Genomic DNA, 22,838 nt, shown 5'->3' with positions numbered 1-22,838 from the left:
GGGCCGCAGCATTCTCCAAGCGACGCCCGCCTAGGATGGACCTCTGAGTCACCCCACGAGGAGCACGAGGGCCCATACGTGAGTTCAACCGCCGCAGTTCGACCCCCTGGACGTCGCCGGGCCGCCATCTGGATCACACTCGGAGTGGTCGTGGCGCTGGTGATCCTGTTCTTCGTCTTCGCCGGCCTGTACGCCGACATCCTCTGGTACCAGCAGCTCGGGTACCTCAACGTGCTGACCACGCAGTGGTTCGCGGGCACGGCGATGTTCTTCATCGGGTTCTTCGCGATGGCCCTGCCGCTCTGGCTCTCCATCCAGCTGGCCTACCGGCTGCGCCCGGTCTACGCGAAGCTCAACACGCAGCTCGACCGCTACCAGCAGGTCATCGAGCCGCTGCGCCGGCTGGCGATGTACGGCATCCCGATCGTCTTCGGCATCTTCGCGGGCGTCTCCGCGGCCAGCCGCTGGCAGGCCGCAGCGATGTGGCTGAACGGCACGTCGTACGGCAAGACCGACCCGCTGTTCCACCTCGACGTCGGCTTCTACCTGTTCGCGCTGCCGTTCTACCGCAGCGCCGTCGGCTTCGCCTCCGCCGTCGTCCTCATCTCGCTGCTGGCCACCCTCGCCACCTGCTACCTGTACGGCTCCATCCGGGTGAGCGGCCGCGAGGTGCGCATCTCCCGGGCCGCGCGCGTCCAGATCTCGGTCATCTCCGGGCTCTACCTGCTGCTGCAGGGCATCAGCATCTGGCTCGACCGCTACGCCGCCGTGACCGACTCGAACGTCAACGACATGGTCAACGGCGCCGCGTACACCGACGTCAATGCGACCATCCCCGCCCGGGCGGTGCTCGCGGGGATCGCGGTGCTCGTCGCGCTCATGTTCTTCGCGACCGCGTTCATCGGGCGCTGGCGCTTCCCGCTCGTCGGCACCGCGCTGCTGATCGTCGCCGCCCTCGTCGTCGGCGCGATCTACCCGTGGGTCGTCCAGCGCTTCCAGGTCGACCCCAGCCAGAAGACGCTGGAGACGCCGTACATCCAGCGCTCGATCGACGCCACGCGCGACGCGTACGGGCTCAGCAACATCGACGTGATCCCGTACAACGCGACCACCAACGCGCAGCCGGGCGCGCTCCGTCAGGACGCCCAGACCACCGCGCAGATCCGCATTATGGACCCGGCGGTCATCAGCCCGTCGTTCCAGCAGCTCCAGCAGTTCCGTCAGTACTACGCGTTCCCGCGCAACCTCAACGTCGACCGCTACCAGATCAACGGGAACGAGCAGGACGCGGTGGTCTCGGTCCGCGAGCTCAACCAGAACGGCCTCACCAGCCGGAGCTGGTTCAACGACACCGTCGTCTACACGCACGGCTACGGCATGGTCGCCGCCTACGGCAACCAGCGCTCCAGCGACGGCCAGCCGGTGTTCCTGGAGTCGGGCATCCCCAGCACGGGCACGCTCGGCCAGTACGAGCCGCGCGTCTACTTCGGGCAGCAGTCGCCCACGTACTCCATCGTCGGCGCCCCGAAGGGCTCCAAGCCGGTCGAGCTCGACTACCCGGGCGGCGCCGACAACGCGCAGCAGACCTCCACGACGTTCAGCGGCAACGGCGGACCGAAGCTCGACAACGTCTTCAAGCGGCTGGTCTACGCGCTCAAGTTCCAGGATGAGCAGATCGTGCTCTCCGACGCCGTCAACAGCGACTCCCAGATCCTCTACGACCGCAACCCGATCTCGCGCGTCCAGAAGGTCGCGCCGTACCTCACGCTCGACTCGCAGGCCTACCCGGCCGTGATCGACGGTCGCATCAAGTGGGTCATCGACGGCTACACGACGAGCGACCAGTACCCGTACTCGCACGTCGGCAGCCTGAGCGACGCCATCGCGGACACCGAGACGCCGAAGCCGGCCTACGCCTTCGACGACATCAACTACATCCGCAACTCGGTCAAGGCAACGGTCGACGCCTACGACGGCTCCGTGAAGCTCTACGCCTGGGACGCCAAGGACCCGGTGCTCAAGACCTGGGAGAAGGTCTTCCCGACCACGGTCAAGCCGATCAGCGACATGAGCGCGCAGCTCCTCAGCCACGTCCGCTATCCGTCGGACCTGTTCAAGGTGCAGCGCGCGGTGCTCGGCCAGTACCACGTCACCGACGCGGGTTCCTTCTACTCCCGCGACGACGCCTGGACGACGCCGAACGATCCGACGTCGTCGCCGTCGGACCCGACGCTGCAGCCTCCGTACTACCTGACGCTGCAGATGCCGGGGCAGGACACCCCGTCGTTCTCGCTCTACACGACGTTCATCCCGCAGGCCGCCAGCGATTCCAGTCGCTCGATCCTGAAGGGTTACTTGGCGGTCGATGCGGACGCGGGCTCGACGAAGGGCTCGGTGGCGTCCGGCTACGGAAAGCTCAGACTCCTGTCGTTGCCATCGAGCGACACCATACCCGGGCCGGGTCAGGTGCAGAACACGTTCAACTCCGACCCGACCGTCTCGCAAGAGCTCAACCTGCTCAGGCAGGGAAAGACGGACGTGATCAACGGCAACCTGCTGACGCTGCCGGTCGGCGGCGGACTGCTCTACGTCCAGCCGGTCTTCGTGAAGTCGACGGGGGAGACGAGCTACCCGATCCTCCAGAAGGTGCTCGTCGCCTTCGGTGACAAGATCGCGTTCGAGGACACGCTCGACCAGGCCCTGGACTCGCTGTTCGGTGGCGACTCGGGAGCGAACGCTGGGGACAAGAACGTCCCGACGACGGGTGGCGGCGGCTCGTCCGGCAGCGGCTCGAGCGGCACGGGCTCCGGCACGGGCTCCGGCTCGAGCAGCGCGAACAACCCCGCCCTGCAGCAGGCGCTTCAGCAGGCGAAGCAGGCGCTGGCCGACCGCACGGCCGCGCTCAAGGCCGGCGACTGGGCCGCGTACGGCGCAGCGGACGCCCGACTGCAGCAGGCGCTCCAGCAGGCGCTGTCGGCCGAGGGCGGCTCCGGCACCGTCACGAGCCCGACGCCGACCCCGAAGCCGTCAGCGACTCCGTCTCCGACCCCGTCGAAGTAGGCCGGCTCCGGCGCATCACGCGAACGACCCGCATCCGTGAAGGTGCGGGTCGTTCCGTATGCTCAGGGACTGTACGAAGTGCGGCCGCCCGGCCTGCGAATGGTCGCAGATCGCCGGTATTTCAGGGCCGAACCCTTGCGCTGACTTTGATTGTCTACTTTACTAACAAACATGCTCCTCGATGAAGCGCGACGTTCCGGCCCCTCCGATCGGCGCCCGAACGGCGTCGACGGCGCGATGGTCCCGGGCCGTGCGCTCCGTCCGCGCACCAAGGTGCTTCCCGAGCATGCCCGCAACCACAATCGCTCGCTGGTGCTGCAGTCGCTCTACCGGAGCGGGCGCGCGAGCCGTGCCGACCTGGCGAGGGAGACCGGCCTCACGCGCGTCACGATCTCCGACCTGATCGGCGAGCTGATCGCCGAGGGCCTCGTGGTCGAGCTCGGCCAGCGCGACGACGCCCGCCCGGGCAAGCCGGCCGTGCTGCTGGACGTGAACCGCGCGGCGACCCAGATCATCGGTGTGGATCTCAGCGAGCACGCCGTCTTCCGCGGCGCAGTGCTCGACATCGACGGCGCTGTGCTGCGCTCGGCGTCGGTCGAGCTGGCGGGCAGCCGCGGCGAGGAGGCCGTGGCCAAGGTGCTCGCGCTGGTGGACGAGCTGGTGGCCGCGGCGACCGCGCCCATCCTCGGCATCGGGGTCGGGTCGCCCGGCATCGTCGATGCGACGGGGACGGTCGTCGCCGCGCCGAACCTCGGCTGGACCGACGAGCCACTGCAGCGGCGCCTCGCCGAGCGGACGGGTCGGGCGGTGTTCGTGGCGAACGACGCGAATGTGGCGGTGCTCGCCGAGCACGGCTTCGCGGACGCGCTGGGCGACATGATGCTGGTCAAGATCGGCCACGGCGTCGGCTCCGGCCTGCTGGTAGCGGGCGCGCTGGTGTTCGGCAGCCGCTTCGCCGCGGGGGAGATCGGCCAGGTGATGGTCGGCACCGACGACGGCGCCCAGGGTCCGTACGACCGCGAGAAGTGCCTGGAGGCCTGGCTGGCGGTCCCGCGTCTCGAGGCGAAGGTGGCCGCGGCCGCGAGCGCGGGCGAGCCGGTCGAGCCGGTGCTGCGCCAGGCCGGGCAGCGCCTCGGCGTCGCCCTCGCGCCGATCGTCGGCGCGCTGAACCTGTCGGAGGTGGTCCTGAGCGGCCCCGACGAACTGCTCGCCGGCACGCTCCTCGACGCTGTCCGCGAGACGCTGCAGAACCGCACGATGGCAGGCTTCCACTCGGACGTCACCATCGGGATGACCAGTCAGGGCCGCGACATCGTCCTCCGCGGCTGCGTGGTCATGGTGCTGTCGGCCCGGCTCGGGGTCTCCTGATGACGCTGGTCGCGGAGACGCAGGCGTTGACCGGCTTCCGCTTCGCCCCGGGCGTGCGCGAGGAACTCCCGGCCTTCCGGACGCGCTGCACGGTGGTCCGCCTGGCCAGCCTCGACAACGAGCGCCTCGGCGTCCCGCGCTGGTACACGCTGGCCGAGGCCTGGACCGAGCCCGGCTCCCCGGAGGACGCGCTCTGGTCGCGCAACCCCGTCATCGACGTGGACCGCGACGACCCGCCGGAGCCCGTGCTCGCGACGGGGGCGCCGGTGATCGTCCTCGGAGCCGGACTCGGGGCCACGCCGTGGCAGCGCGCCGTCGTGGACGCGGTGCGGGCGCTGGGAGCGCGGGTGCTGGTCGTGGAGATGGGGGCGATGGTGGTGCCGGGCTATGCGGACATCGCGACCGGCGGGTACGGGCGGGCGCAGGGGGAGCGGCTAGTCGCGCTGATCTGCCGCGGTGAGGCGAGCTGAACCGCGACTGCGTGTGAACCAGCCGAGCAGGCGCACGGCCAGCGTCGCGAGGTAGCCGATGCCGACCGCGCCGCCGGTGAGCACGAGGACGGGCCCGAGCCACGGGGTCGCCGGACCGAAGACCGTGACGGCCCACCAGGCGCCGAGGCCTCCCACGATGACGACGACCGGTGCGATCGCGATCGGCCAGCGCCGTGTGGCGGGTCGGAGCGTCGGCCACGGCACCCTGCTCCACAGCAGGAACGCACCGTAGGCGACGACGTTCTGCCAGAAGGCGATCGTCAGAGTCAGCAGCACCCCGACATGGAAGAGGCAGAGGATGGCGAGGCCGATGCGCCTCGACCGCCAGGTGAAGACGAGCACCACGAGCGCGGCCTCCGCGATCACGGTCAGCCAGTCGAGCGCTTCCCATAAGAACGGGACATCGAGACCGACGAAGAATCCGGCGAGCCAGGCGGTTCGTTCGTTGCCGAAGTATTCGCCCACAAGGGAGGCGTACGTGGCGGACGAGCCCGGAGCGAGCCACCCGTTCGAGATCTTCGGCAGGGCGGCGGTCAGCATCGCGCTCGCAGTCACGACCGCGTAGAGGCGTAGCGGCCATTGTGGTGTCGTCGCGGGAACGGAACGGCGCTGTCCCCGCCGGAGGGCATCGATCGACAGTGCGTCCCCCCACCCTGCGAACAACAGGAAGAGCGGCGCCACCCACAAATACATCGTGTGGTCGACCTTGCCGAGTGAGTAGCTGTATCCGAGTCCGACGATCGCGACGATCGAGACGATGACCGACGCCGTCCGGGTGAAGTACCCGACCAGGAGGGACACCAGAGCCACCGCAAGAAGCGCTTCAAGGGCGAAGAGCACTTGGACGGGAGGGAATCCTCCCAGAAGCGCGAAGGGTCCCCACGGCGGACGGAAGAATGTCTGAGGGTAGTCGGCCGCCCAATGGAACTGCGGAAATCCGGCGAGCATGATCAGGGAGAAGACGATGCGGAAGATCGCCACATCGCGTGGGGTGAAGTCGCCGCGTTCGAACCAGCGCCCGACGGCGTTCAGGGCTGCAGTCATCGGTCGGCCTCCTCGGCATTTCGCAGATCGATCGCGAAGCTCGCCGCGTCGTCGACTCTGCTGGTCTGCGTTCCGGAAGGAATCTCGATACTCACCTCGGTCCAAACGATTCGCAGGGCGGTGAACCGTTCGTCCGGATAGGCCGCGTCGATGCGCTGCGTGAGCCAGGAGATGGACTCGGGTTCCTCGATCACTGACCGGCGTTGGAACTGAAGTCCTGCGATGATCATCGGCAACGTCTGCGACCGCGGCAGGATCGCATCGACATCGAGCTCTCGGAGGGTCCCATCCCCGCGAACGCCGACGAGAGTGAGATGTCTGGCGGTCACCAGGTTCGGCCGTGCGTCCTGTGCGCCGAAGCTCGGCATCATGAGCTGAGGGTATGGTTCGCTTCCCACCGCCTTGCGCAGCGCGAGCTGCGCGGGCGCCAGCGCGAGCAGCAGCACGGCTACGAGGGTGAGCGCGACGATCGCGGGCCGCGTCAGTGTGGTCTTCATGCGATTCCTCGGTCGTTGAGGGCCGTGCGGGCCGCGTGGTAGCCGCACATCCCGTGGGTGGACGTGCCGGGCGGGGTGGACGACGAGCACAGGTAGACGCCGGGGACGGGCGTCCGCCAGGGCGCGCGGGAGAACACGGGGCGTTTCAGGAACTGCACCGTCGTCGAGGCTCCCGCGTTGAAGTCGCCGCCGATGTAGTTGGGGTTGTAGCGCTCGAGTTCCGTGGCCGGTGTGCTCTTGGCGCCGATGATCCGATCGCGGACGCCGGGGGCGTAGGTCTCGAGGCGGCACAGGAGCGGCTCGCGCATATCGCGTGGTGATCCGGCCGGCACATGGCAGTACAGCCACGCGACGTGCTTTCCGGCCGGCGCGCGGGAGGGATCGACCGTGCTCGGCTGCACCAGGAGCACGTACGGGGTGTCGGGGTGCCTGCCGCGCGCCACGTCGTTCTCGGCCCTGGCGATCTCGGCGCGGGTCCCGCCGAGGTGCACCGTCGGAACCCCGGCCAGCGCCGGGTCGATCCACGGGATCGGGCCGTCCAGCGCGAGGTCGAGCTTGGCGGCGGCAGCGCCGTACCGGAAGCGTCCGACGGCCCGCCGGTAGCGCGCGGGGAGGCGGTCGCCGAGGATGCCCAGCATCGCCCGAGCGCTGGTGTCGAGCAGCGTCACCTCGGCCGGCGGGAGGTCGCCGAGATCGCGGACGTCGGTGTCCGTGACGATGGTGCCGCCGTGCGTGAGCAGGTCGGCGGCGAGGGCGTCGATGATCCGTTCGCTGCCGCCGAGCGGCAGGCCCCAGCCTCCGGCGTGGCCGTGCGCGGCCAGGAGCATCCCGGCCCCGGCGGTGGCGAGGCCGGGCATGCGGCCCGCCGCGTGGGCGGCCACTCCGGCGAACAGTGCGCGCGCCTCCGTCGTGCGCAGGCGCGTGCTCACCGCGCTCTCGAGCACACGCGTCCCGAAGCGCGCGGCGGTCACGGGCCGGGAAGGAAGGCGCACCAGCGAGCCGCCGGTGAAGTCGACGACCCCCTCGATGTCGCGGACCAGCGGCTCGAAGAGCGAGCGCCACCGTGGGCTGTCGGCGCCGAGGCCGGCCGCCGTCCGCCCCAGATCGCGGTAGGCGATCGCGGCAGGGCGGTCCGCGAAAGCGTGTCCGTAGGACGCCTCGGGGATCACGAAGGGCACCCGGTCGGTGAGCCCGAACCGGCGGAAGAACGGCGATGCGAGGGCGGTGGGATGGACCGCGGAGCAGACGTCGTGCCGGAACCCGGGGAGCGTCAGCTCGCTTGTGCGGGCGCCGCCGCCGATGCGGGACGACCGCTCGAAGACGGTCACCTCGAGGCCGGCTCTGGCGAGCGTCACGGCGGCGGACAGGCCGTTCGGGCCGCCGCCGACGATCGAGGCTCTCACGCGCCGTACTTCCTGTCCGAAAAGATGTGGAACTCACATCACCGGACAAGAATATCAGACGGAGGGTCGGCCTCTCACCGCGCCCAGCTCACCCCGAGCGTCGCCTGCAGCGCGTACTGCGCCGCGCCGCGGAACGGCTGCTCCTGCGCCGTCTTCGCGTAGCGGAAGCTGAGCGGCATCGCGGCGCGGACCGGGTGGCGGGCCGCCTCCGCGCGCACATGCCCGATGAAGTCCGGACCGAGCTTCGGCGCCGCGCCGCCGAGGACGACGTTCGGCACGTCGAGGGCCGCGCCCACCATCAGCAGCGCCCGCGCCAGCACGCGGGCGCCGGCGGCGATCCGCTCACGGGACTCGGGGAGGGCGGCGAGCGCGGCGACGTCCACCGCCTCCAGGTCGGCGCCGTGCGGGAGGCCGAGGAGGCTCGTCACCGAGACCACCTCCTCGAGGCAGCCGCGGTTGCCGCAGGCGCACAGCGGCGCGTCGTCGCCGAACAGCACGGGCACATGGCCGATCTCGCCCGCGCGGTGGGTCGCGCCGGCGAGCACGTCGCCGTCGACGATGACCGCCGCTCCGACGCCCGTGCTGAGCGAGACGAAGAGCTGGTTGGCGCCGAACTCCTCGGAGATCGCGTAGTCGGCGATCGCTTCGGCGTCCGCGTCGTTGACCAGGTGCACGGGGGCGGAGACGACGCCGGCGAGCTCGCGGCCGAGGTCGACGTCGACCCAGCCGAGCTGCACGCTCTCGCGGACCAGGTCGGCGTCCACGATGCCGGGGACCTGGACCGCGACGGCGACCACGCGGGCTTTCGTCGCGCCGGCGAGGCGGCGGACGATCGCGCGCACGTCCTCCACCGTCGCGGTCGCGGCGGTGCGGTGGGCGACGGACTGCACCACGTCGCCGAGGAGGTCGACCACGGCGCCGCGGACGAGCCCGGGCTGGACGATCACCGACAGCAGTACGTTGCGGGAGGCGTCGACGCGCAGCGTGGTCGCGCGCTTGCCGCCGGTGCTCTCGGCGAGGCTGCCCTCCACGACCAGGCCGTCGGCGATGAGGCCGGCCAGCAGCGACGACACGGTCGCCGAGGTCAGGCCGGTGCGGCGCGCGATGCTCGCCCGGGTGGCCAGTCCCTCGCCGGACAGCACGAGCTGCAGCGCGCTGGTCAGGTTGCGCTCCCGCACGGCGGACTGCGTCGCCTTACCGTGATCGTCAGGCACAGTCCTCCTCGCGGCGCGCGTCTGTCGTGGTGGCCCCCGGTTTACGACCATAGCGAATGCGGCGCATGATGGAACGCATGGGATATGGCCTGATCCTCCTCGACGTCCAACGCAACATGCTGGAGGGCGAGAGCGCCGTCGAGGGCGCCGCGGACTTCCGTGGTGTGCTCGCCGACCTGCTGGACGCAGCGCGGGACGCGGACGCCGCGATCGTGCATGTGAAGAACGACGGACGCCGCGGCGATCCCGACGAGCCGGGCACACCGGGCTGGGAGCTCGTCTTCGCGCCGCTGCCCGGCGAGCCGGTGGTGCGCAAGGACGCCGCGAACGCCTTCGAGTCCAACCCGGCGCTGGCGGACGTGCTGCGGGCGATGGGCGTCGACACCCTCGTCGTGGCCGGCCTGCAGAGCGAGTACTGCGTGCAGGCGACCGCGGTCGGCGCGCTGGAGCGCGGGTTCGACGTGATCGTCCCGGCCGGAGCGCACTGGACGTACGACGACGGCGAGCCGGCGGCCGACATCGTGGAGCGCGTCACGCTCGACCTCATCGCGGCCGGCGTGGAGGTTCCGGAGCTGGACGAGGTGACGTTCGGCTAGAGCAGCCCCGCCTAGCCCTGCAGCGCCCCGATCCGCTCGCCCTCCAGCGCCTCCCGGATGCTGAGCGAGTAGATCCGCGACAGCCCGGGCCGCGCCGGGTCGCCCGTGACGTACGCCACCGACTCGACGTGCTCCTCGAACGCGTTCACCTTGTCGCGCGGGGCGCCGACGATGAGCTGGAAGCCGAGCCCGCGGAACGCCGCCAGCGCACGCCCGGTGTACTCGTTGTCCGCCTTCACAAAGCCTTCGTCGAGGATGATCGGGGCGTAGGTGGGGGTGGCGTCCGTCCCGTCGCCGAGCCGGTACCGCAGCGCGGCGCCGAGCACGAAGGCGATGAGCTCCTGGCCTTCGCCGCCGGACTTGCCCGCGACGCCCTCGTGGACGATCTGGGCACCGTCGGCGCGGGTCTCGATCGCCCGGAACTGGTAGTGCTCACGGGCGTCGAGCACGCGGCGCCGCCACGCCTCGCCCGCCCGGGAGCGCTCCTCCAGCCGGGACAGGTCGCGGCGCAGGTCGAGGAAGTCGCGCTCGATCGCGGCCGCGTCCCTCCGGTCGGCCCCGGCCGCGGTCGCGGTGTGCTTGCGCAGCGTGCGCGTGAACTCGTGGAGATCGCTGTTGGACACCGGCCGCGGGTCGATGTCGAGCGTCGACCCCTCCCGGAACTCGATGCCGCGCAGCGCGCTCGAGATGGGGCGGACGCCGCGGCGGATGGCGTGGCCGTCCTCCTCGATCTGGGTGAGGAGGGCGCGCAGGCTGTCGCCCATGCTCGCGCCGGCCTTGACCAGCCAGTCGGACTTCGCGCGCGGGAGGTCGTCCTCCACGAGCACCCGGTGGATGGCCTGCACGGCGGGGAGGCTGTCGATGGTCGCGTCGATCTCGGCGCCCGGGTCGAGGTCGCGGTAGCGCTCGAACGTCACGATCAGGAGCTGCTCGTAGTGCTCGACGTTCTGCTGGTGCGCGTCGATCTGGTCGCGGAGCGCCGCCAGCGCCTCGGCGTAGCGTCGGTCGACGTCGGCCGGCTCCCGCGGCGCCGCGAACGGCAGCGTGCCGAGCAGCAGGCGCTCCTCGGCGGTCAGCGCGCTATTGTCCTCCAGGGCGTCGGCGACGCTGTCCTCGATGTCGATGAGGTCGGCGTGCTGCGACTCCAGCTCGTCCACGCGGGTCTGGAGGGCGGCGCCGCGCTTGGCGGCGTCGATGCGCTCGCGGTCGTGGCGCTCGGCCTCCTCCTGCAGGGCGGCCGCCTCGGGGTGCGAGACGGAGACGTCGGCGAGCTGCTCGGCGAGTTCGGCGACGCGCGCGGCGTGCGGCCCGACCTCGATGGCCTCCCACTCGATCGCGCGAACCGCGCCCAGGGCCTCGCTGCGGCGGCGGGCATCGCCGTGCTCGGCCTCCGCGCGGTCGGACTCGGCGCGGGCCTCCGCCAGCTCGGCCTCGAGGGAGGCGATGCGGGACGCGAGCTCGTGGATGCGCGGGGTGTTGTCGAGGCCGATCCAGGAGGCGGTGCGGCGGTCGTCCTTCACGACGCGGCCGCGTGCGGCCGAGCGCAGGCCGGAGCGGGTGACCGCGCCGGAGACGCCGGCCGGCCGTGGCGCGTCGAGCTCCTCCGGCGACTCGACGCAGAGCACGCTGCGGTCGGCCACGAGCTCGTCGTGCAGCCAGCCCCAGAACGGGCTGGCGTCGTCGAACTGCAGGAGATCGGGCACGGTGCGGTCCACCGGGTCGAGCGCGGGGGCGCGTCCGGCGGCGGCGGGGACCAGCACGACCCGGCCGCGCATGTCGGCCCCGTTCACGAACCGGCGGACGGCGTCGAAGCTGCGCTCGTCGACGATCAGGTGCGTCGCGACCTCGCCGAGCACGGCCTCCACCGCACGGCTCCAGTCCCGGCGGCCTGCGGCGACCTCGAACAGCTCGCCCGCGTACGGGAGGTCTTCCGGGGACAGCCCGGCGCCCTCGGCGATCCGGCGGCGGCGCTCGTCGGCGTCGGCCGGGACGTTGCTGCGGCGCTGCTCGAACGACCGCTTCTCGGCGGTCGCGGCGGCGATGGCCTTCTTCGCCGCGTCGACGCGGCCGGCCAGCTCGTAGCGGTGCGCCTGCTGCTCGTCGTCGGCGGTGACCGCGGCGAGCCGCGACTCGGCCTCGCGCTGCAGCTCGGCGAGCTGGTCGGCGGACTCCGGCGCGGTCAGGCCCGCACGGGTGAACACGGCGTCGGCCGCCGCGCGCTCGCGGGTCTGCGCGGCGAGCACGCGCTCGGCGAACTCGTGCTCGCGGCGGAGAGCCACGGACGGGTCGCCGCCGGCCGCGGCGAGCCGGGCCTGGGCGTCCTGGTGCGCACGGTGCGCCGCGCGCTCCTGAGTGTCGGCCTCCCGGCGCAGCGCCTCCTGCTCGCGCTTGCGGTCGCGGACCTCGTCCACCTGGCCGGACACCCAGTCGCGGATGCGCTCGGCCAGCCAGACCCGCAGCCGCGGGTCGGACTCGCCGTCGGCGGGGGAGAGCAGGCGGCGCTTGCCGGTCGCGTCCTCCGCGGCCGCCGCGTACTGTTCGGCGCGGGCCGGGATGTCGGCGAGCACCTCCAGCTTGCGGCGCGTGGTCTCGAACACGTCGTACAGCGCCGACGCCTCGCGATAGCTGCTGAGCGTGGTCTCCCACCGGGAGAGCGCACGCGGCTCGGTGAGCACGAAGCTCTTGAACAGCTCGTCGATGGAGAAGACGCCCTTGGACGCCTGGGCGCGGCGCAGCAGGGTGAGCGCCTTGAGCTGGGACTCGTCGCTGCCGCCGATGCCGAGCTCCTCGCACAGCCGCACGCGCAACTCGGGCTGCGAGGAGGTGACCAGGTCGCGCTCCGGGTGCACCAGCCGGGCGAGGGAGGCGCGGGTGAGCGGCGACGAGCTGCCCGGCTCATGCACCAGCTCGTTGAGCCGGCCGAGCGGGAACTCGCCGTGAGCGAGCAGGTAGACCGTCGAGCCGGTGACCTCGTCCTGGGTCGAGGTCTCCGGCCCGATCCAGGCGAGGCGCGCGGCGGTGATCGTCTCGCCGAGCTCGGTGCGCCAGGTGATGGCGGCGCCGCTCGGGAAGGCCGTGCCGAGCGGGCGGAGGAAGTGCGTCGTCGTGGTGTCCGAGCCGGCGTCCTTCACCTCGTCGGTCTTGCCGCGGGCGTAGCTGTAGACGGTGCGCTCGGAGCGCTGCCGGGAGTCGTCGCGCGCCGCGCGGTTGAACTCCTGCGGGTTCGGCATGATGACGGCCGACATCGCGTCGAGCACGGTCGACTTGCCGCGTCCGGTCGGGCCGAGGATGGCGATGCCGCCGCGGCCGACGGGCATGCGGTGCAGGCCCTCGTAGCTTCCCCAGTTGAGGAGTTGGACGAGCTCGATGCGGAACTGGCCACGGCGCAGGAGTCCCTCGTCGGCGGGCAGGTCGGTCACTCGGCGGCCTCCTCGGCGGCGGTGTCGGCGGCGCTGGAGGTCTCGATGGGCGCCCCTGCGCCCTCCAGGAACATCCGCTCCAGGTGGAGCAGCTCGGCGGTCCCGATCAGCGGCACGACCGCGGGCGAGACCAGGAAGAGCTCGGGGTCGTCCGGGGCGGGCGTCAGCAGCTCCAGCCGGTCGAGGGCGGCGATCGCCGCGCGGATGCGGCGGTCCACGCGCACTTCGTCGTGGGCGGAGTCGCCCTGGAACCGGCCGAGGAACTCGGCGATGTGGTCGCGGCTGACGGTGACCGGCTCGTCCTGGGCGTCGGTGTAGGCGTGCTCCTGCCGCAGCAGCACCAGCAGCAGCGAGGCGTCGCGGGACAGCGGCTTCTCGCGGCGCAGCAGCACGGGGACGCCGTCCTCGCCGTTCTGCCGCTTGAAGGCGACCTCGTGCTCGCGGTCGAGGTGCAGGGTCAGGAACAGCTCGCCGAGCCTGGCGCGGATGTCGTCCTCGTGGTCGAGGAGGCCGCGCCAGGCGTCCGGCTGCTTGGCGCGGGTGATGAACCGGCTCGTCAGCAGGGTGACGAGGGCCGTGCGAGCCTCCCGGGGGAGGGCGTCGGTGGGGCGGTCGCCGAAAGCGTCCGCTCCTGGTCCGTCCTCGACCCCTTCGCTGCCGAGCTGGTCCTGTTCGAGCGTGTCCGTCATCGGTCCTCCGCCTCCGTCTCGAGCGCGTCCCGTCCGAAGACGAGCAGCGGCATGGTCACTTCGCGGTCGCCGTCGGCCAGCTCCAGCGGCACGGTCTGGACGCCCTCGGCCACCGCGTCGTGCTCGGCGCCGAGCTCGATGAGGCTCACGGCCAGTCCGAGCCGGCGGAACTCCGGCGGGGTCTCGGCGTACACGTCGGCGCCGGTCACGGTCTCCGCGCGCGAGAGCAGGGAGTCGATCGTCTCCCGCACCGCCGCCGCGCTGGTCCCCACGGCGAGCCGGAGGGCCTCCCGCTCGTGGTCGGGCAGCGGGTCGTCGTTCTCGGTGATCGTCACGCCGACCTCCGGGCGGCCGCGATCGCGCCAGAGCTGGGTCTGGGTCACGTCCACGAGATCCCAGCCGCCAATGCCGAGCACGTCGCCGTCGACCAGCACGGGGCCCGGCCGGCGCTCGGTCCAGAGCGCCCCGGCGTCGAGCGCGCGGGCCGCGAGGGAGAGCAGCCGGGCATGCCGGTCGGAGCCGCTGCGGCTGAGGAACCGGCGCAGCGAGGAGGTCCAGCGCACGTAGGTCTCCTGGACCGTCTGCTCCTCGGCCAGCAGCGAGGTGATCAGGGTCTCCAGCTGGGTGCGCTGCCGCTCGGTCAGCTCGGTGTCCGGACGGGACAGCACGCGGTCGATGTCGGCGCGCATCCCCTCCAGCTGGCGCGAGGACAGCATTCCGGCGAACCCGCGGTAGGCGCGGCCCTCCGGGGTCTGCTCCAGCAGGTCGTTGTCGCGCAGGAAGCGGTCGACGAGCGCGCCCTTGCCGACGTGCTCCGACGAGGCGGCGCGCGCGACCTCGCGGTGGCGCTGCTCGACCATCGCACCGAGCTGGCGGAAGTCCTCCGGCAGCGTCGCGGTGAGCCGGAGCACCTCGCGCACCTGGCGGGCGACGGTCTCGGGGGAGGCGGCCACCGCTCCGTCCTGCGCAATGGCGTCGCGGCGCGCCTGCAGTTCGGCGATCTCCCGGTCGAGGCGGTCGAGCTGGGACTCCGCGGTGGGGTCGGTGAGCGCGGCGAGGTGGTGGACGGCGTGCGCGATGCTCGCGAAGCGCGCCTCCGACACCGCGCTGTCCGGCTCCGCCAGCTCGCGGACGATGCGCAGCGCCTGGAGGGCGTGCTGCGAGAGCCGGTAGCGCGCACGGCCCTCGCCGGCGCCCGCGCGGGTGCGGAGCAGCCAGCGGCTGTCCACCCAGCTCCGGCAGTACTCGACCGGCGAGGTGCGCGAGGACTCGGCGTCGGCCGGATGCTCGCGGTCGTCGTCGCGGTCGTCGTCCAGTGCGTCGAGCGCCTCGGCGACCTTCTGGTGGAACCAGTCGGCCGACACCGTTCCGTCGGCGTACTCGAGGTGGCGCGAGAAGAGCGGCAGGACCCAACGGCCGTTGTAGCTGCGCAGCAGCGCCCAGGTGGGATGCTCCTCCCAGACCGCCGCGACGCGTCCGGCGTCGAGAGCCTCGTCCACTCATCCTCCGGAATGCCGTGCAGACAAAAATCGGCCCGGACCTGGGGATTTCTCCTCAAGTCCGGGCCAGTTGGTTGCGGGGGCAGGATTTGAACCTACGACCTCTGGGTTATGAGCCCAGCGAGCTACCGAGCTGCTCCACCCCGCGGCACAAGGAAAAACCTATCACGAGCTCGGGGTAGTGCGAAATCGGCTTCAGGCCCGGGCGAGTCCGATCACGTAGACCGGTCGTCCCAGTAGAGTTTTGCCAGGACCCGGAGGACGGCGAATGGCGAACCCTGCTCAGAAGTACCGCGTGTGCGTGATCGAGGATGATCCCGACGTCGCCTTCTACATGAAGACAGTGCTCGAGAAGCGCGCGGACGCGCAGGTCGTCGCCGTGACGGACCCTTCCATCGCCCTCGACACCATCGCCGCGTTCGACCCCGATGTCGTCATCACCGACATCGAGATGCCCGGCATCTCGGGCATCGACCTCCTGCGCGAGCTGCGCGGCCGCCATCCGGGGATGCCCGTCGTCGTGATGACGGCGCACGTCTCGGTGGACTACGCCGTCTCCGCCCTGCGCGCCCAGGCCGACGAGTTCCTCACCAAGCCGATCGCCTCCTCCGAGCTGGTCGCCATCGTCGGACGGCTCGCGGAGGAGGGCCGCGCCAAGCGCGCCGCCAGCCAGCAGCAGGTGGTCCTCGCGATCGGCGCGCACCCGGACGACGTCGAGATCGGCGTCGGCGGCATCCTCTCCGCGCACCGCGACGCCGGCAACCAGGTGGTCATCCTCACCCTCTCCCGCGGCGCCCGCGGCGGCGACGCCGACGACCGGCAGCACGAGTCGCTCGCGGCGGCCGAGCTGCTGGGCGCCCGGCTGTTCCTGGAGGACCTGGACGACACCCGCATCTCCGCGGGCGACCCCACGGTCAGCATCATCGAGCGCATCGTCGCCGAGGTGAAGCCGGACATCGTCTACACCCACTCCGCGCACGACCGCCACCAGGACCACCGCGCCGTGCACGCCGCCGTCAACGTCGCGACCCGCGACGTGCGCACGGTGTGCTGCTTCCAGAGCCCGTCGGCGACCATCGACTTCCGGCCCACCCGGTTCGTGCCGATCGACGGGTTCACGGAGTCCAAGCTGCGGCTCATCGACTGCTTCCGCTCGCAGACCGAGCAGCGTGCGTACCTCGAGCACGACTTCGTGCTCGCCACCGCGCGGTACTGGTCGCGGTTCGGCGGCGGAACGAGCTGCGAGCCGCTGGAGGTGATGCGCGACACCGCCGACATCTCGGTGCCGGCCGCGAGCATCCACACCGACGCCCGCATCAGAAGGAACCAGGAATGACCCGGAGCACCACCCGCGTCCTCGTCACCGGAGCAGGGGGACCGGCCGGCGTCGCGGTGATCCGCTCGCTGCTCAAGCGCGCCGACGTCGAGGTACTCGCCGCGGACATGGACGGCTGGGCGAGCGGGCTCTACCTGGTGCCGGAGCAGGCCCGCCGGATCGTCCCAGCAGGCACGTCGCCGCAGTTCGTGGACGACGTGATCGCACTGTGCGCCGCCGACGACGTGGACGTGCTGTTCTCGACGGTGGACGTCGAACTGCCCGGGCTCGCCGCGCGGCGGGACGAGCTGGCCGCCGTCGGCACGTCGCTCGCCGCGCCGAGCCACGAGACGCTCGTCACCTGCCTCGACAAGTACCGGCTCGCGCAGGCCGTCGACGGCCACGCCCGCCTCCCGGAGACCCGGCTGCTCGACCGCGACGGCGTCGGCGCGGAATGGGTGTTCCCGGTGATCGTCAAGCCGCGCAGCGGCGCAGGCTCGCGCGGCGTCCGGCTCATCGCCGACCGCGCTGCGCTGGAGGCGCTGGGCGAGGACCGCAGCATCATCATCCAGGAGAACCTCCCCGGCGAGGAGTTCTCGGTCGACGTGCTCGCCGGTCTCGACGGCAGCGTCATCGCCGCCGTTCCCCGCTCCCGTGAGCGGGTCGACTCCGGGGTCTCTATCGCCGGACGCACGGTCCGCAGGGCCGAGCTGTCCGAGACCGCCGCGGACGTCGCGCGCGCCATAGGCCTGACCGGGGTCGCCAACGTTCAGCTCCGCTACAGCAGCGACGGCGTCCCCGCCCTGCTGGAGGTCAACCCGCGCTTCCCCGGCGCCATGCCGCTGACGATCGCCGCCGGCGTCGACATGCCGTCGCTGCTGCTCGACCTGGTGCTCGGCCGTCCCGTGCCGTCCGCCGTGGACTTCGCCGAGCTCGCCAACGTGCGCTTCCTGGAGGACGTCTTCCTCGACCCGCGCGACGTGCTCGTGTCCGAGAACGTCGCCCACGCCGAAGGGCCGGGGGAGTGACCGGGCTGAGTTCGCTGCTGCAGGGCGACTACCACGTCCACTCGACCTTCTCCGATGACGCTCGCAGCACGCTCGCGGAGAACATCGCGGCGGCGCACAGGGCCGGACTGCGGACCGTGCGGCTGACCGACCACGTCCGCGCCTCCACCGCCTGGGTGCCGGAGTTCGTCGCTGCTGTCGCGGCCGAGCCGGTGCCGGACGGCCTCACCGTGCTCACCGGCGTGGAGGCGAAGCTCCTCGATGTCACGGGCGCCGTCGACACCCCGGCCGACCTCGTCGTCGGCCCGGGCGGCGTCGACGCCGTCGTGATCGGCGACCACCAGTTCCCCGGGACGGGCGGGCCGTGGTCGCCCGAGGCCACCCGCGAGCGGCTCGCGGCCGGCCTCTCGGCGGACGACGCCCTCGACCTGCTGATCGAGGCGAGCATCCGGGCGATGGAGGGCACGCCGCACGCGCAGCTCGCGCACTGGTTCTCCATCCTGCCGAAGGTCGGGCTCGCCGAGGAACAGCTCGGCGCCTCCCGGCTGGACGCTTGGGCCGGCGCTGCCGCAGCGACCGGGACGATCGTGGAGGTCAACGAGAAGTGGGCCTGCCCGGGCCCCGACGCCGTGCGCGCTCTTCGTGCCGCCGGTGCGCGTATCGTTGCCTCCACCGACAGTCATGACGCCGCCGACGTGGGCCGCTACGACCGGGTGGCGGCCGTGCTCGACGCCGTCGAACCGGAGGAGCAGGCATGAGCCCCGTCGATCTGACCCGCGTGCAGCGCGAGGAGCTGCAGCGCGAACTCGACAGCAACCGGCGCTGGGAGCGGCGGCTGCCGATCTACGGCGGCGTCGCCCTCCTGATCATCGCCGTGATCGTCGTGGTGCGGGTGGTGTTCTTCTCGTGACGGCCAAGAGGGTCGTGATCGCGGACGACGACGCCGACATCCGCGGGCTCATGGTGATCGCCGCGAACCGCGCAGGGGTGGAGATCGTGGCCGCGGTCGACAACGGCCAGTCGGCGCTCGACGCGGTGAACGCCGGTGGTATCGATCTGGCGGTGCTCGACATCTCGATGCCGGGGCTCAACGGCGTGGAGGTCGCCGAGGCGATCCGCGGCGACGCACTGACCAAGAGCACGCTCATCCTCATGGTGTCGGCCTCCGTGCAGCTCCTCACCGACCACGGCATCGTCGCCGACCGCTCGGACAGCTTCATCATCAAGCCGTTCAGCCCGCGGGTGCTCTCCGAGCGCATCCGCTCGATGCTCGGACTGGGAGAATCCGCATGACGGTCGACCGCTGGCTCAGCCGCATCCCGCTCGAATCACCCTCCGTCTTCGTCAAGCTCGTGCCGACGCTGGTCGGCTACATCATCGCGCTGGGACTGTCGCTCATCCCCGGGGTGGTGAGCGCGCACATCCCGCTCTTCGTCGCCGGCTCGGTGGCCGTGATGATCGGCGCCTTCCTGCTGGCGATCCTGGTGCCGTGGCCGCGGATCGACGCGCACTGGAACGTCGTCGTGCCGCTGGTGGCGATGCTCTCGATCGGCCTGATGCGGATCGGCACCGGGGGCAGCACGTCGTCCATCGGCGTCATCCTGCTGCTGCCGTTCGTCTGGATCGCGACCGAGGACGGCCGGCGCAACATCCTCATCGCGGCGGTCGGGATCTTCCTCGTGCTGATCGGCCCGATCCTGGTCGATGTGGGCTCGACGAGTCCCGCCGACCTGATCCGCGCCTTCTTCTCCCCGGTCATCTACGCGATCGTGGCCGCGGTCGTCAACGAGATCGCCCACCGCTCGCGGAGGCAGCTGGAGGCGACCCGCGCAGCGGCGGCGCAACGCGAGGACCTGCTCGCGCAGGCCGTGCGCACGCAGGACGAGCTGGTGCTCAACGAGGCCAGGCTGAAGACCGCGAACCGGCTCATCCAGAGCATCTGGAACGCCGTGACGGAGCAGTCCGTGATCGGCACGGACCTCGACGGCGTGATCGACGTCTGGAACCCCGGCGCGGAGAAGATGCTCGGGCTGACCGAGAAGCAGGTCCTCGGCGCCGACCGCAAGGTCATCGAGTTCCACCTCGTGAGCGAGCTGGAGGACCGGCTGCAGGACATGGACGCGCGCTTCACGACGGTGGCGGGGATGGACGACTTCTCCGCCCTCGTCGACACCGTGCGGGCGGGCTACGCCGATGTTCGCGACTGGACCTACGTGCGTGCCGACGGCAAGCAGGTGCCCGTCCAGGTCGCCGCGACGCCGCGCCTGGACGAGAACGGCCACCGCGTCGGCTTCATCTTCGTCGCCACCGACATGACCCAGGCGCGGGAGTTCGCCCGCCTCAAGGACGAGTTCGTCGGCCTCATCTCGCACGAGCTGCGGACGCCGCTCAGCTCGATCCTCGGCTACCTGGAGCTGATGCGCGACGACGACGAGTCCCCGCTGTCGACCGAGCAGCTGCAGTACCTGGGCGTCGCCGAGCGCAACGCGCACCGGCTGCTGCGGCTGGTCGGCGACCTGCTGTTCACCGCCCAGGTGGAGTCCGGCCGATTCCCGATCGACATCAAGGACGCGGAGCTGCGCTCGGTTGTCGCCGCCTCGGTCGAGTCGGCGACCCCGGTCGCCGCGACGGCGGGCGTCGAGCTGGTCTGCGACGTGCCGGACGAGGCGGTGGAGGTGCGCGGCGACACCGTGCGCCTCGGCCAGGCCGTCGACAACCTCGTCTCCAACGCGATGAAGTTCACCCAGGCGGGCGGGAAAGTCACCGTCTCGCTGCACCGCGAAGGGGAAGAGGCGGTGGTGGCCGTGACGGACACCGGCATCGGCATCCCGGCGGTCGAGCTCAGCCAGCTCTCGCAGCGGTTCTTCCGCGCCTCCACCGCGACGCGTAACGCGGTCCCCGGTGTCGGCCTCGGCCTCACGATCACCAAGGCGATCGTCACCGCGCACGGCGGCCGGCTCGACATCGCGAGCGAGGAGGGCGTCGGCACCTCGATCAGCCTCCGGCTCCCGATCGAGACACCGCGCCCGGTCGCGGAGGCGGTGCCCGGCGCGGAGGCCCGGCCATGACCGGCGTCGGCGTGGGTGTCGCCCAGTTCACGCCGGGCGACGACCGGGTGCACAACCGGGACGTGGCGGCGGCGCTGATCGCCGTCGCGGCCGGGCGCGGGGCGCGGCTCGTCGTGCTGCCGGAATACTCCTCCTACTTCACCGACCCGCTCGGGCCGTCCTTCGCGCGCAACGCCGAGCCGCTCGACGGGGAGTTCGTCCAGTCGCTCCAGGCCGCGGCGCGGGACCACGACGTGTACGTGATCGCCGGGCTGGTCGAGCAGACCGGCGTGCGCGACAAGTTCGCCAACACGCTCGTCGCGGTCGGCCCGACCGGCGAGCGGCTCGCCGTCTACCGCAAGCAGCACCTCTATGACGCGTTCGGCTCCACGGAGTCCGACTGGGTGGTGCCTGGCGACCTCGCCCTGCCGGAGGTGTTCGAGGTGGACGGCCTCCGGATCGGGATGCAGACCTGCTACGACCTGCGCTTCCCCGAGGTGACCCGCCGACTGGCGGACGCCGGCGCCGAGCTGGTCGCCGTGCCCGCCGAGTGGGTGCGCGGTCCGCTCAAGGAGCAGCACTGGTCGACGCTGCTGGCGGCGCGCGCGATCGAGAACACCCTGTACGTCGCGGCGGCCGACCACACGCCGCCGATCGGCGTCGGCTCCAGCGCGATCATCGACCCGATGGGCGTCGTGCTCGCGGGGCTCGGGGAGACCGCGGGCGTCGCCGTCGCGGAGGCGTCGGCCGAGCGCGTGCACGAGGTCCGCCGGAGGAACCCGGCGCTCGCGCTGCGGCGCTACCGGGTGGAACCGATCGACTGAGCGGCACTGACACCGCACTCTGCGCCGGTCAGCCGCCCAGCGTCGCCAGCCGGGCCGCGGCCTCCTCGAGCACCTCGACGCGCTTGCAGAACGCGAACCGCACCAGCGACGCCGTCCGCTGCGCGTAGTCGTCGCGGCAGAAGGCGGACAGCGGCACGGCGACCACCCCGGCGAGCTCGGGCAGCCGTCGGCAGAACTCGACGGCATCGGGATGCCCGAGCGGCGCGGCGTCCGCGACGACGAAGTACGTGCCGTCGCTGCGGTGCACGTCGAACCCGGCCGCTCGCAGCCCCGCCGACAGGACGTCGCGCTTGTGCGCGAGTGCGGCGGCGATCCCGGTGAAGAACTCGTCGGGGAGCGCGAGGCCGGCGGCCATCGCCGGCTGGAACGGCGCGCCGTTCACGTAGGTGAGGAACTGCTTCACGGCCAGGATCGCGGTCACGAGCTCCGCGGGCGCGGTCAGCCAGCCGACCTTCCAGCCGGTCGTGTTGAAGGTCTTGCCGCCGGAGGAGATGGTGACGGTCCGCTCCCGGCCGCCGGGCAGCGTCGCGATCGGGATGTGCTGCGGCCCGAAGGTGAGGTGCTCGTAGACCTCGTCCGTGACGATGATCGCGTCGTGCCGGTGGGCGAGCTCGACGATCGTCGTCAGGGTCTGGCGGTCGAGGACCGCGCCGGTGGGATTGTGCGGGGTGTTCACCAGGATGACCCTGGTCCGGTCGGTGACCGTGGCGCGCAGCCTGTCGAGGTCCGGCCGGAACGCGGGCCGCTCCAGCGGGACGGTGCGGTGCACGCCGCCGGCCAGGGAGATCACGGCGCCGTACTCGTCGTAGAACGGCTCGAGCGTGACGACCTCGTCGCCCGGCTCGAGCAGCGCGAGCAGCGTCGCGGCGATGCCCTCCGTCGCGCCGGCGGTGACCAGCACCTCGCGGTCGGGGTCGACCTCCAGCCCGTAGAAGCGCCGCTGGTGATCGGCCACGGCGTGCCGAAGCTCCGGGATGCCGATGCCGGGCGGGTACTGGTTCGCACCGCCGCGGATGGCGTCGACGGCCGCGTCGAGCACGACGGCGGGGCCGTCCTCGTCGGGGAAGCCCTGGCCGAGATTGATCGCGCCGGTGCGCACCGCGAGGGCGCTCATCTCGGCGAAGATCGTCGGGCGGACGACCCCGTCCGCCCCGAGCAGTCCTGCGCCGCGCGCAGCGGCCCTCCACGCGCCGGAAACCGTCATGGAACCAACCTAGGGCCTCGCTCCCATCGCTTCCATTCGTTACGTTGGGAGGAGTCATCGGGAGGCGGAAGGTCGCCCACAGGACCCGCAAATAGAACGCTCAGGTTGGCATCCCAAGCTGTCTAGTGCTTGGAAGGAGC

The 22,838-nt window shown here is 71.7% G+C and carries 19 protein-coding genes and 1 tRNA gene; 11 read left to right on the top strand and 9 right to left on the bottom strand.

What is annotated here, in order from left to right; all coding sequences use genetic code 11:
* Positions 1-78 precede the first annotated feature (78 nt).
* From ACFRFH_RS15780 to ACFRFH_RS15770, 3 genes are all read left to right on the top strand, one after another.
* Positions 79-3,060: a UPF0182 family protein gene (locus tag ACFRFH_RS15780; RefSeq protein ID WP_382463947.1), complete on the top strand. Its 2,982-nt coding sequence runs from the start codon at positions 79-81 to the stop codon at positions 3,058-3,060.
* 171 nt (positions 3,061-3,231) lie between these two features.
* Complete coding sequence (locus tag ACFRFH_RS15775; protein ID WP_382463946.1) at positions 3,232-4,428, top strand: ROK family protein; 1,197 nt, start codon at positions 3,232-3,234, stop codon at positions 4,426-4,428.
* Positions 4,428-4,898, top strand: coding sequence for a hypothetical protein (locus ACFRFH_RS15770; RefSeq protein WP_382463945.1), 471 nt, complete (start codon positions 4,428-4,430; stop codon positions 4,896-4,898). The genes ACFRFH_RS15775 and ACFRFH_RS15770 overlap by 1 nt, the downstream gene beginning before the upstream one ends.
* On the opposite strand, the gene ACFRFH_RS15765 is transcribed toward ACFRFH_RS15770, so the two are convergent.
* The 4 genes from ACFRFH_RS15765 to ACFRFH_RS15750 form a co-directional block, all read right to left on the bottom strand.
* Complete coding sequence (locus ACFRFH_RS15765) at positions 4,863-5,963, bottom strand: hypothetical protein (RefSeq protein ID WP_382463944.1); 1,101 nt, start codon at positions 5,961-5,963, stop codon at positions 4,863-4,865. The genes ACFRFH_RS15770 and ACFRFH_RS15765 overlap by 36 nt on opposite strands.
* Positions 5,960-6,460: a hypothetical protein gene (locus tag ACFRFH_RS15760; protein ID WP_382463943.1), complete on the bottom strand. Its 501-nt coding sequence runs from the start codon at positions 6,458-6,460 to the stop codon at positions 5,960-5,962. Before ACFRFH_RS15760 ends, ACFRFH_RS15765 begins: the two co-directional genes overlap by 4 nt.
* Complete coding sequence (locus ACFRFH_RS15755) at positions 6,457-7,863, bottom strand: phytoene desaturase family protein (RefSeq protein ID WP_382463942.1); 1,407 nt, start codon at positions 7,861-7,863, stop codon at positions 6,457-6,459. Before ACFRFH_RS15755 ends, ACFRFH_RS15760 begins: the two co-directional genes overlap by 4 nt.
* Positions 7,864-7,937: 74 nt before the next feature.
* Positions 7,938-9,077, bottom strand: a complete 1,140-nt coding sequence (locus ACFRFH_RS15750) for an ROK family protein (protein ID WP_382463941.1) — start codon at positions 9,075-9,077, stop codon at positions 7,938-7,940.
* A 77-nt stretch (positions 9,078-9,154) separates the two neighbouring features.
* On the opposite strand from ACFRFH_RS15750, the gene ACFRFH_RS15745 reads away from it, so the two are divergent.
* Positions 9,155-9,673 (top strand): isochorismatase family protein, encoded by a 519-nt coding sequence (locus ACFRFH_RS15745; protein ID WP_382463940.1) that lies wholly within the window; start codon positions 9,155-9,157, stop codon positions 9,671-9,673.
* An 11-nt stretch (positions 9,674-9,684) separates the two neighbouring features.
* On the opposite strand, the gene ACFRFH_RS15740 is transcribed toward ACFRFH_RS15745, so the two are convergent.
* The 4 genes from ACFRFH_RS15740 to ACFRFH_RS15725 form a co-directional block, all read right to left on the bottom strand.
* Positions 9,685-13,092, bottom strand: a complete 3,408-nt coding sequence (locus ACFRFH_RS15740) for an ATP-binding protein (RefSeq protein ID WP_382463939.1) — start codon at positions 13,090-13,092, stop codon at positions 9,685-9,687.
* Positions 13,089-13,781 (bottom strand): DUF4194 domain-containing protein, encoded by a 693-nt coding sequence (locus ACFRFH_RS15735; RefSeq protein WP_382463938.1) that lies wholly within the window; start codon positions 13,779-13,781, stop codon positions 13,089-13,091. The genes ACFRFH_RS15740 and ACFRFH_RS15735 overlap by 4 nt, the downstream gene beginning before the upstream one ends.
* On the bottom strand, positions 13,778-15,280 hold the full coding sequence (locus tag ACFRFH_RS15730; protein ID WP_382463937.1) for a DUF3375 family protein: 1,503 nt from the start codon (positions 15,278-15,280) through the stop codon (positions 13,778-13,780). Before ACFRFH_RS15730 ends, ACFRFH_RS15735 begins: the two co-directional genes overlap by 4 nt.
* 71 nt (positions 15,281-15,351) lie before the next feature.
* Positions 15,352-15,428, bottom strand: a tRNA-Met gene (locus ACFRFH_RS15725).
* A 120-nt stretch (positions 15,429-15,548) separates the two neighbouring features.
* Here ACFRFH_RS15725 and ACFRFH_RS15720 point away from each other — a divergent pair.
* Genes ACFRFH_RS15720 through ACFRFH_RS15690 form a run of 7 tightly spaced genes read left to right on the top strand, consistent with a single transcriptional unit; the run spans position 15,549 to position 21,473 of the window.
* Complete coding sequence (locus ACFRFH_RS15720) at positions 15,549-16,616, top strand: response regulator (RefSeq protein ID WP_382463936.1); 1,068 nt, start codon at positions 15,549-15,551, stop codon at positions 16,614-16,616.
* Positions 16,613-17,623, top strand: coding sequence for an ATP-grasp domain-containing protein (locus ACFRFH_RS15715; protein ID WP_382463935.1), 1,011 nt, complete (start codon positions 16,613-16,615; stop codon positions 17,621-17,623). Before ACFRFH_RS15720 ends, ACFRFH_RS15715 begins: the two co-directional genes overlap by 4 nt.
* Positions 17,620-18,360 (top strand): PHP domain-containing protein, encoded by a 741-nt coding sequence (locus ACFRFH_RS15710; protein WP_382463934.1) that lies wholly within the window; start codon positions 17,620-17,622, stop codon positions 18,358-18,360. The genes ACFRFH_RS15715 and ACFRFH_RS15710 overlap by 4 nt, the downstream gene beginning before the upstream one ends.
* A complete protein-coding gene (locus ACFRFH_RS15705) occupies positions 18,357-18,512 on the top strand; it encodes a hypothetical protein (RefSeq protein ID WP_382463933.1) in 156 nt (51 codons plus the stop codon). Before ACFRFH_RS15710 ends, ACFRFH_RS15705 begins: the two co-directional genes overlap by 4 nt.
* Positions 18,509-18,895, top strand: coding sequence for a response regulator (locus ACFRFH_RS15700; protein ID WP_382463932.1), 387 nt, complete (start codon positions 18,509-18,511; stop codon positions 18,893-18,895). Before ACFRFH_RS15705 ends, ACFRFH_RS15700 begins: the two co-directional genes overlap by 4 nt.
* On the top strand, positions 18,892-20,670 hold the full coding sequence (locus ACFRFH_RS15695) for a sensor histidine kinase (protein WP_382463931.1): 1,779 nt from the start codon (positions 18,892-18,894) through the stop codon (positions 20,668-20,670). Before ACFRFH_RS15700 ends, ACFRFH_RS15695 begins: the two co-directional genes overlap by 4 nt.
* Positions 20,667-21,473, top strand: coding sequence for a carbon-nitrogen hydrolase family protein (locus tag ACFRFH_RS15690; RefSeq protein WP_382463930.1), 807 nt, complete (start codon positions 20,667-20,669; stop codon positions 21,471-21,473). Before ACFRFH_RS15695 ends, ACFRFH_RS15690 begins: the two co-directional genes overlap by 4 nt.
* Positions 21,474-21,501: 28 nt before the next feature.
* Here the strand turns inward: ACFRFH_RS15690 and ACFRFH_RS15685 are convergent, their stop codons facing one another.
* The gene (locus ACFRFH_RS15685) at positions 21,502-22,698 is read right to left on the bottom strand and encodes a pyridoxal phosphate-dependent aminotransferase (RefSeq protein WP_382463929.1); all 1,197 of its coding nucleotides are present in this window, start codon (positions 22,696-22,698) and stop codon (positions 21,502-21,504) included.
* Positions 22,699-22,838: the final 140 nt, after the last annotated feature.

The organism is Leifsonia sp. NPDC056824, assembly GCF_042789575.1.
In the GTDB taxonomy this organism is placed as follows: Bacteria; Actinomycetota; Actinomycetes; order Actinomycetales; family Microbacteriaceae; genus Leifsonia.
Note: the sequence above shows the minus strand (reverse complement) of the source record. Positions and strands in the feature narration are given on the sequence as shown.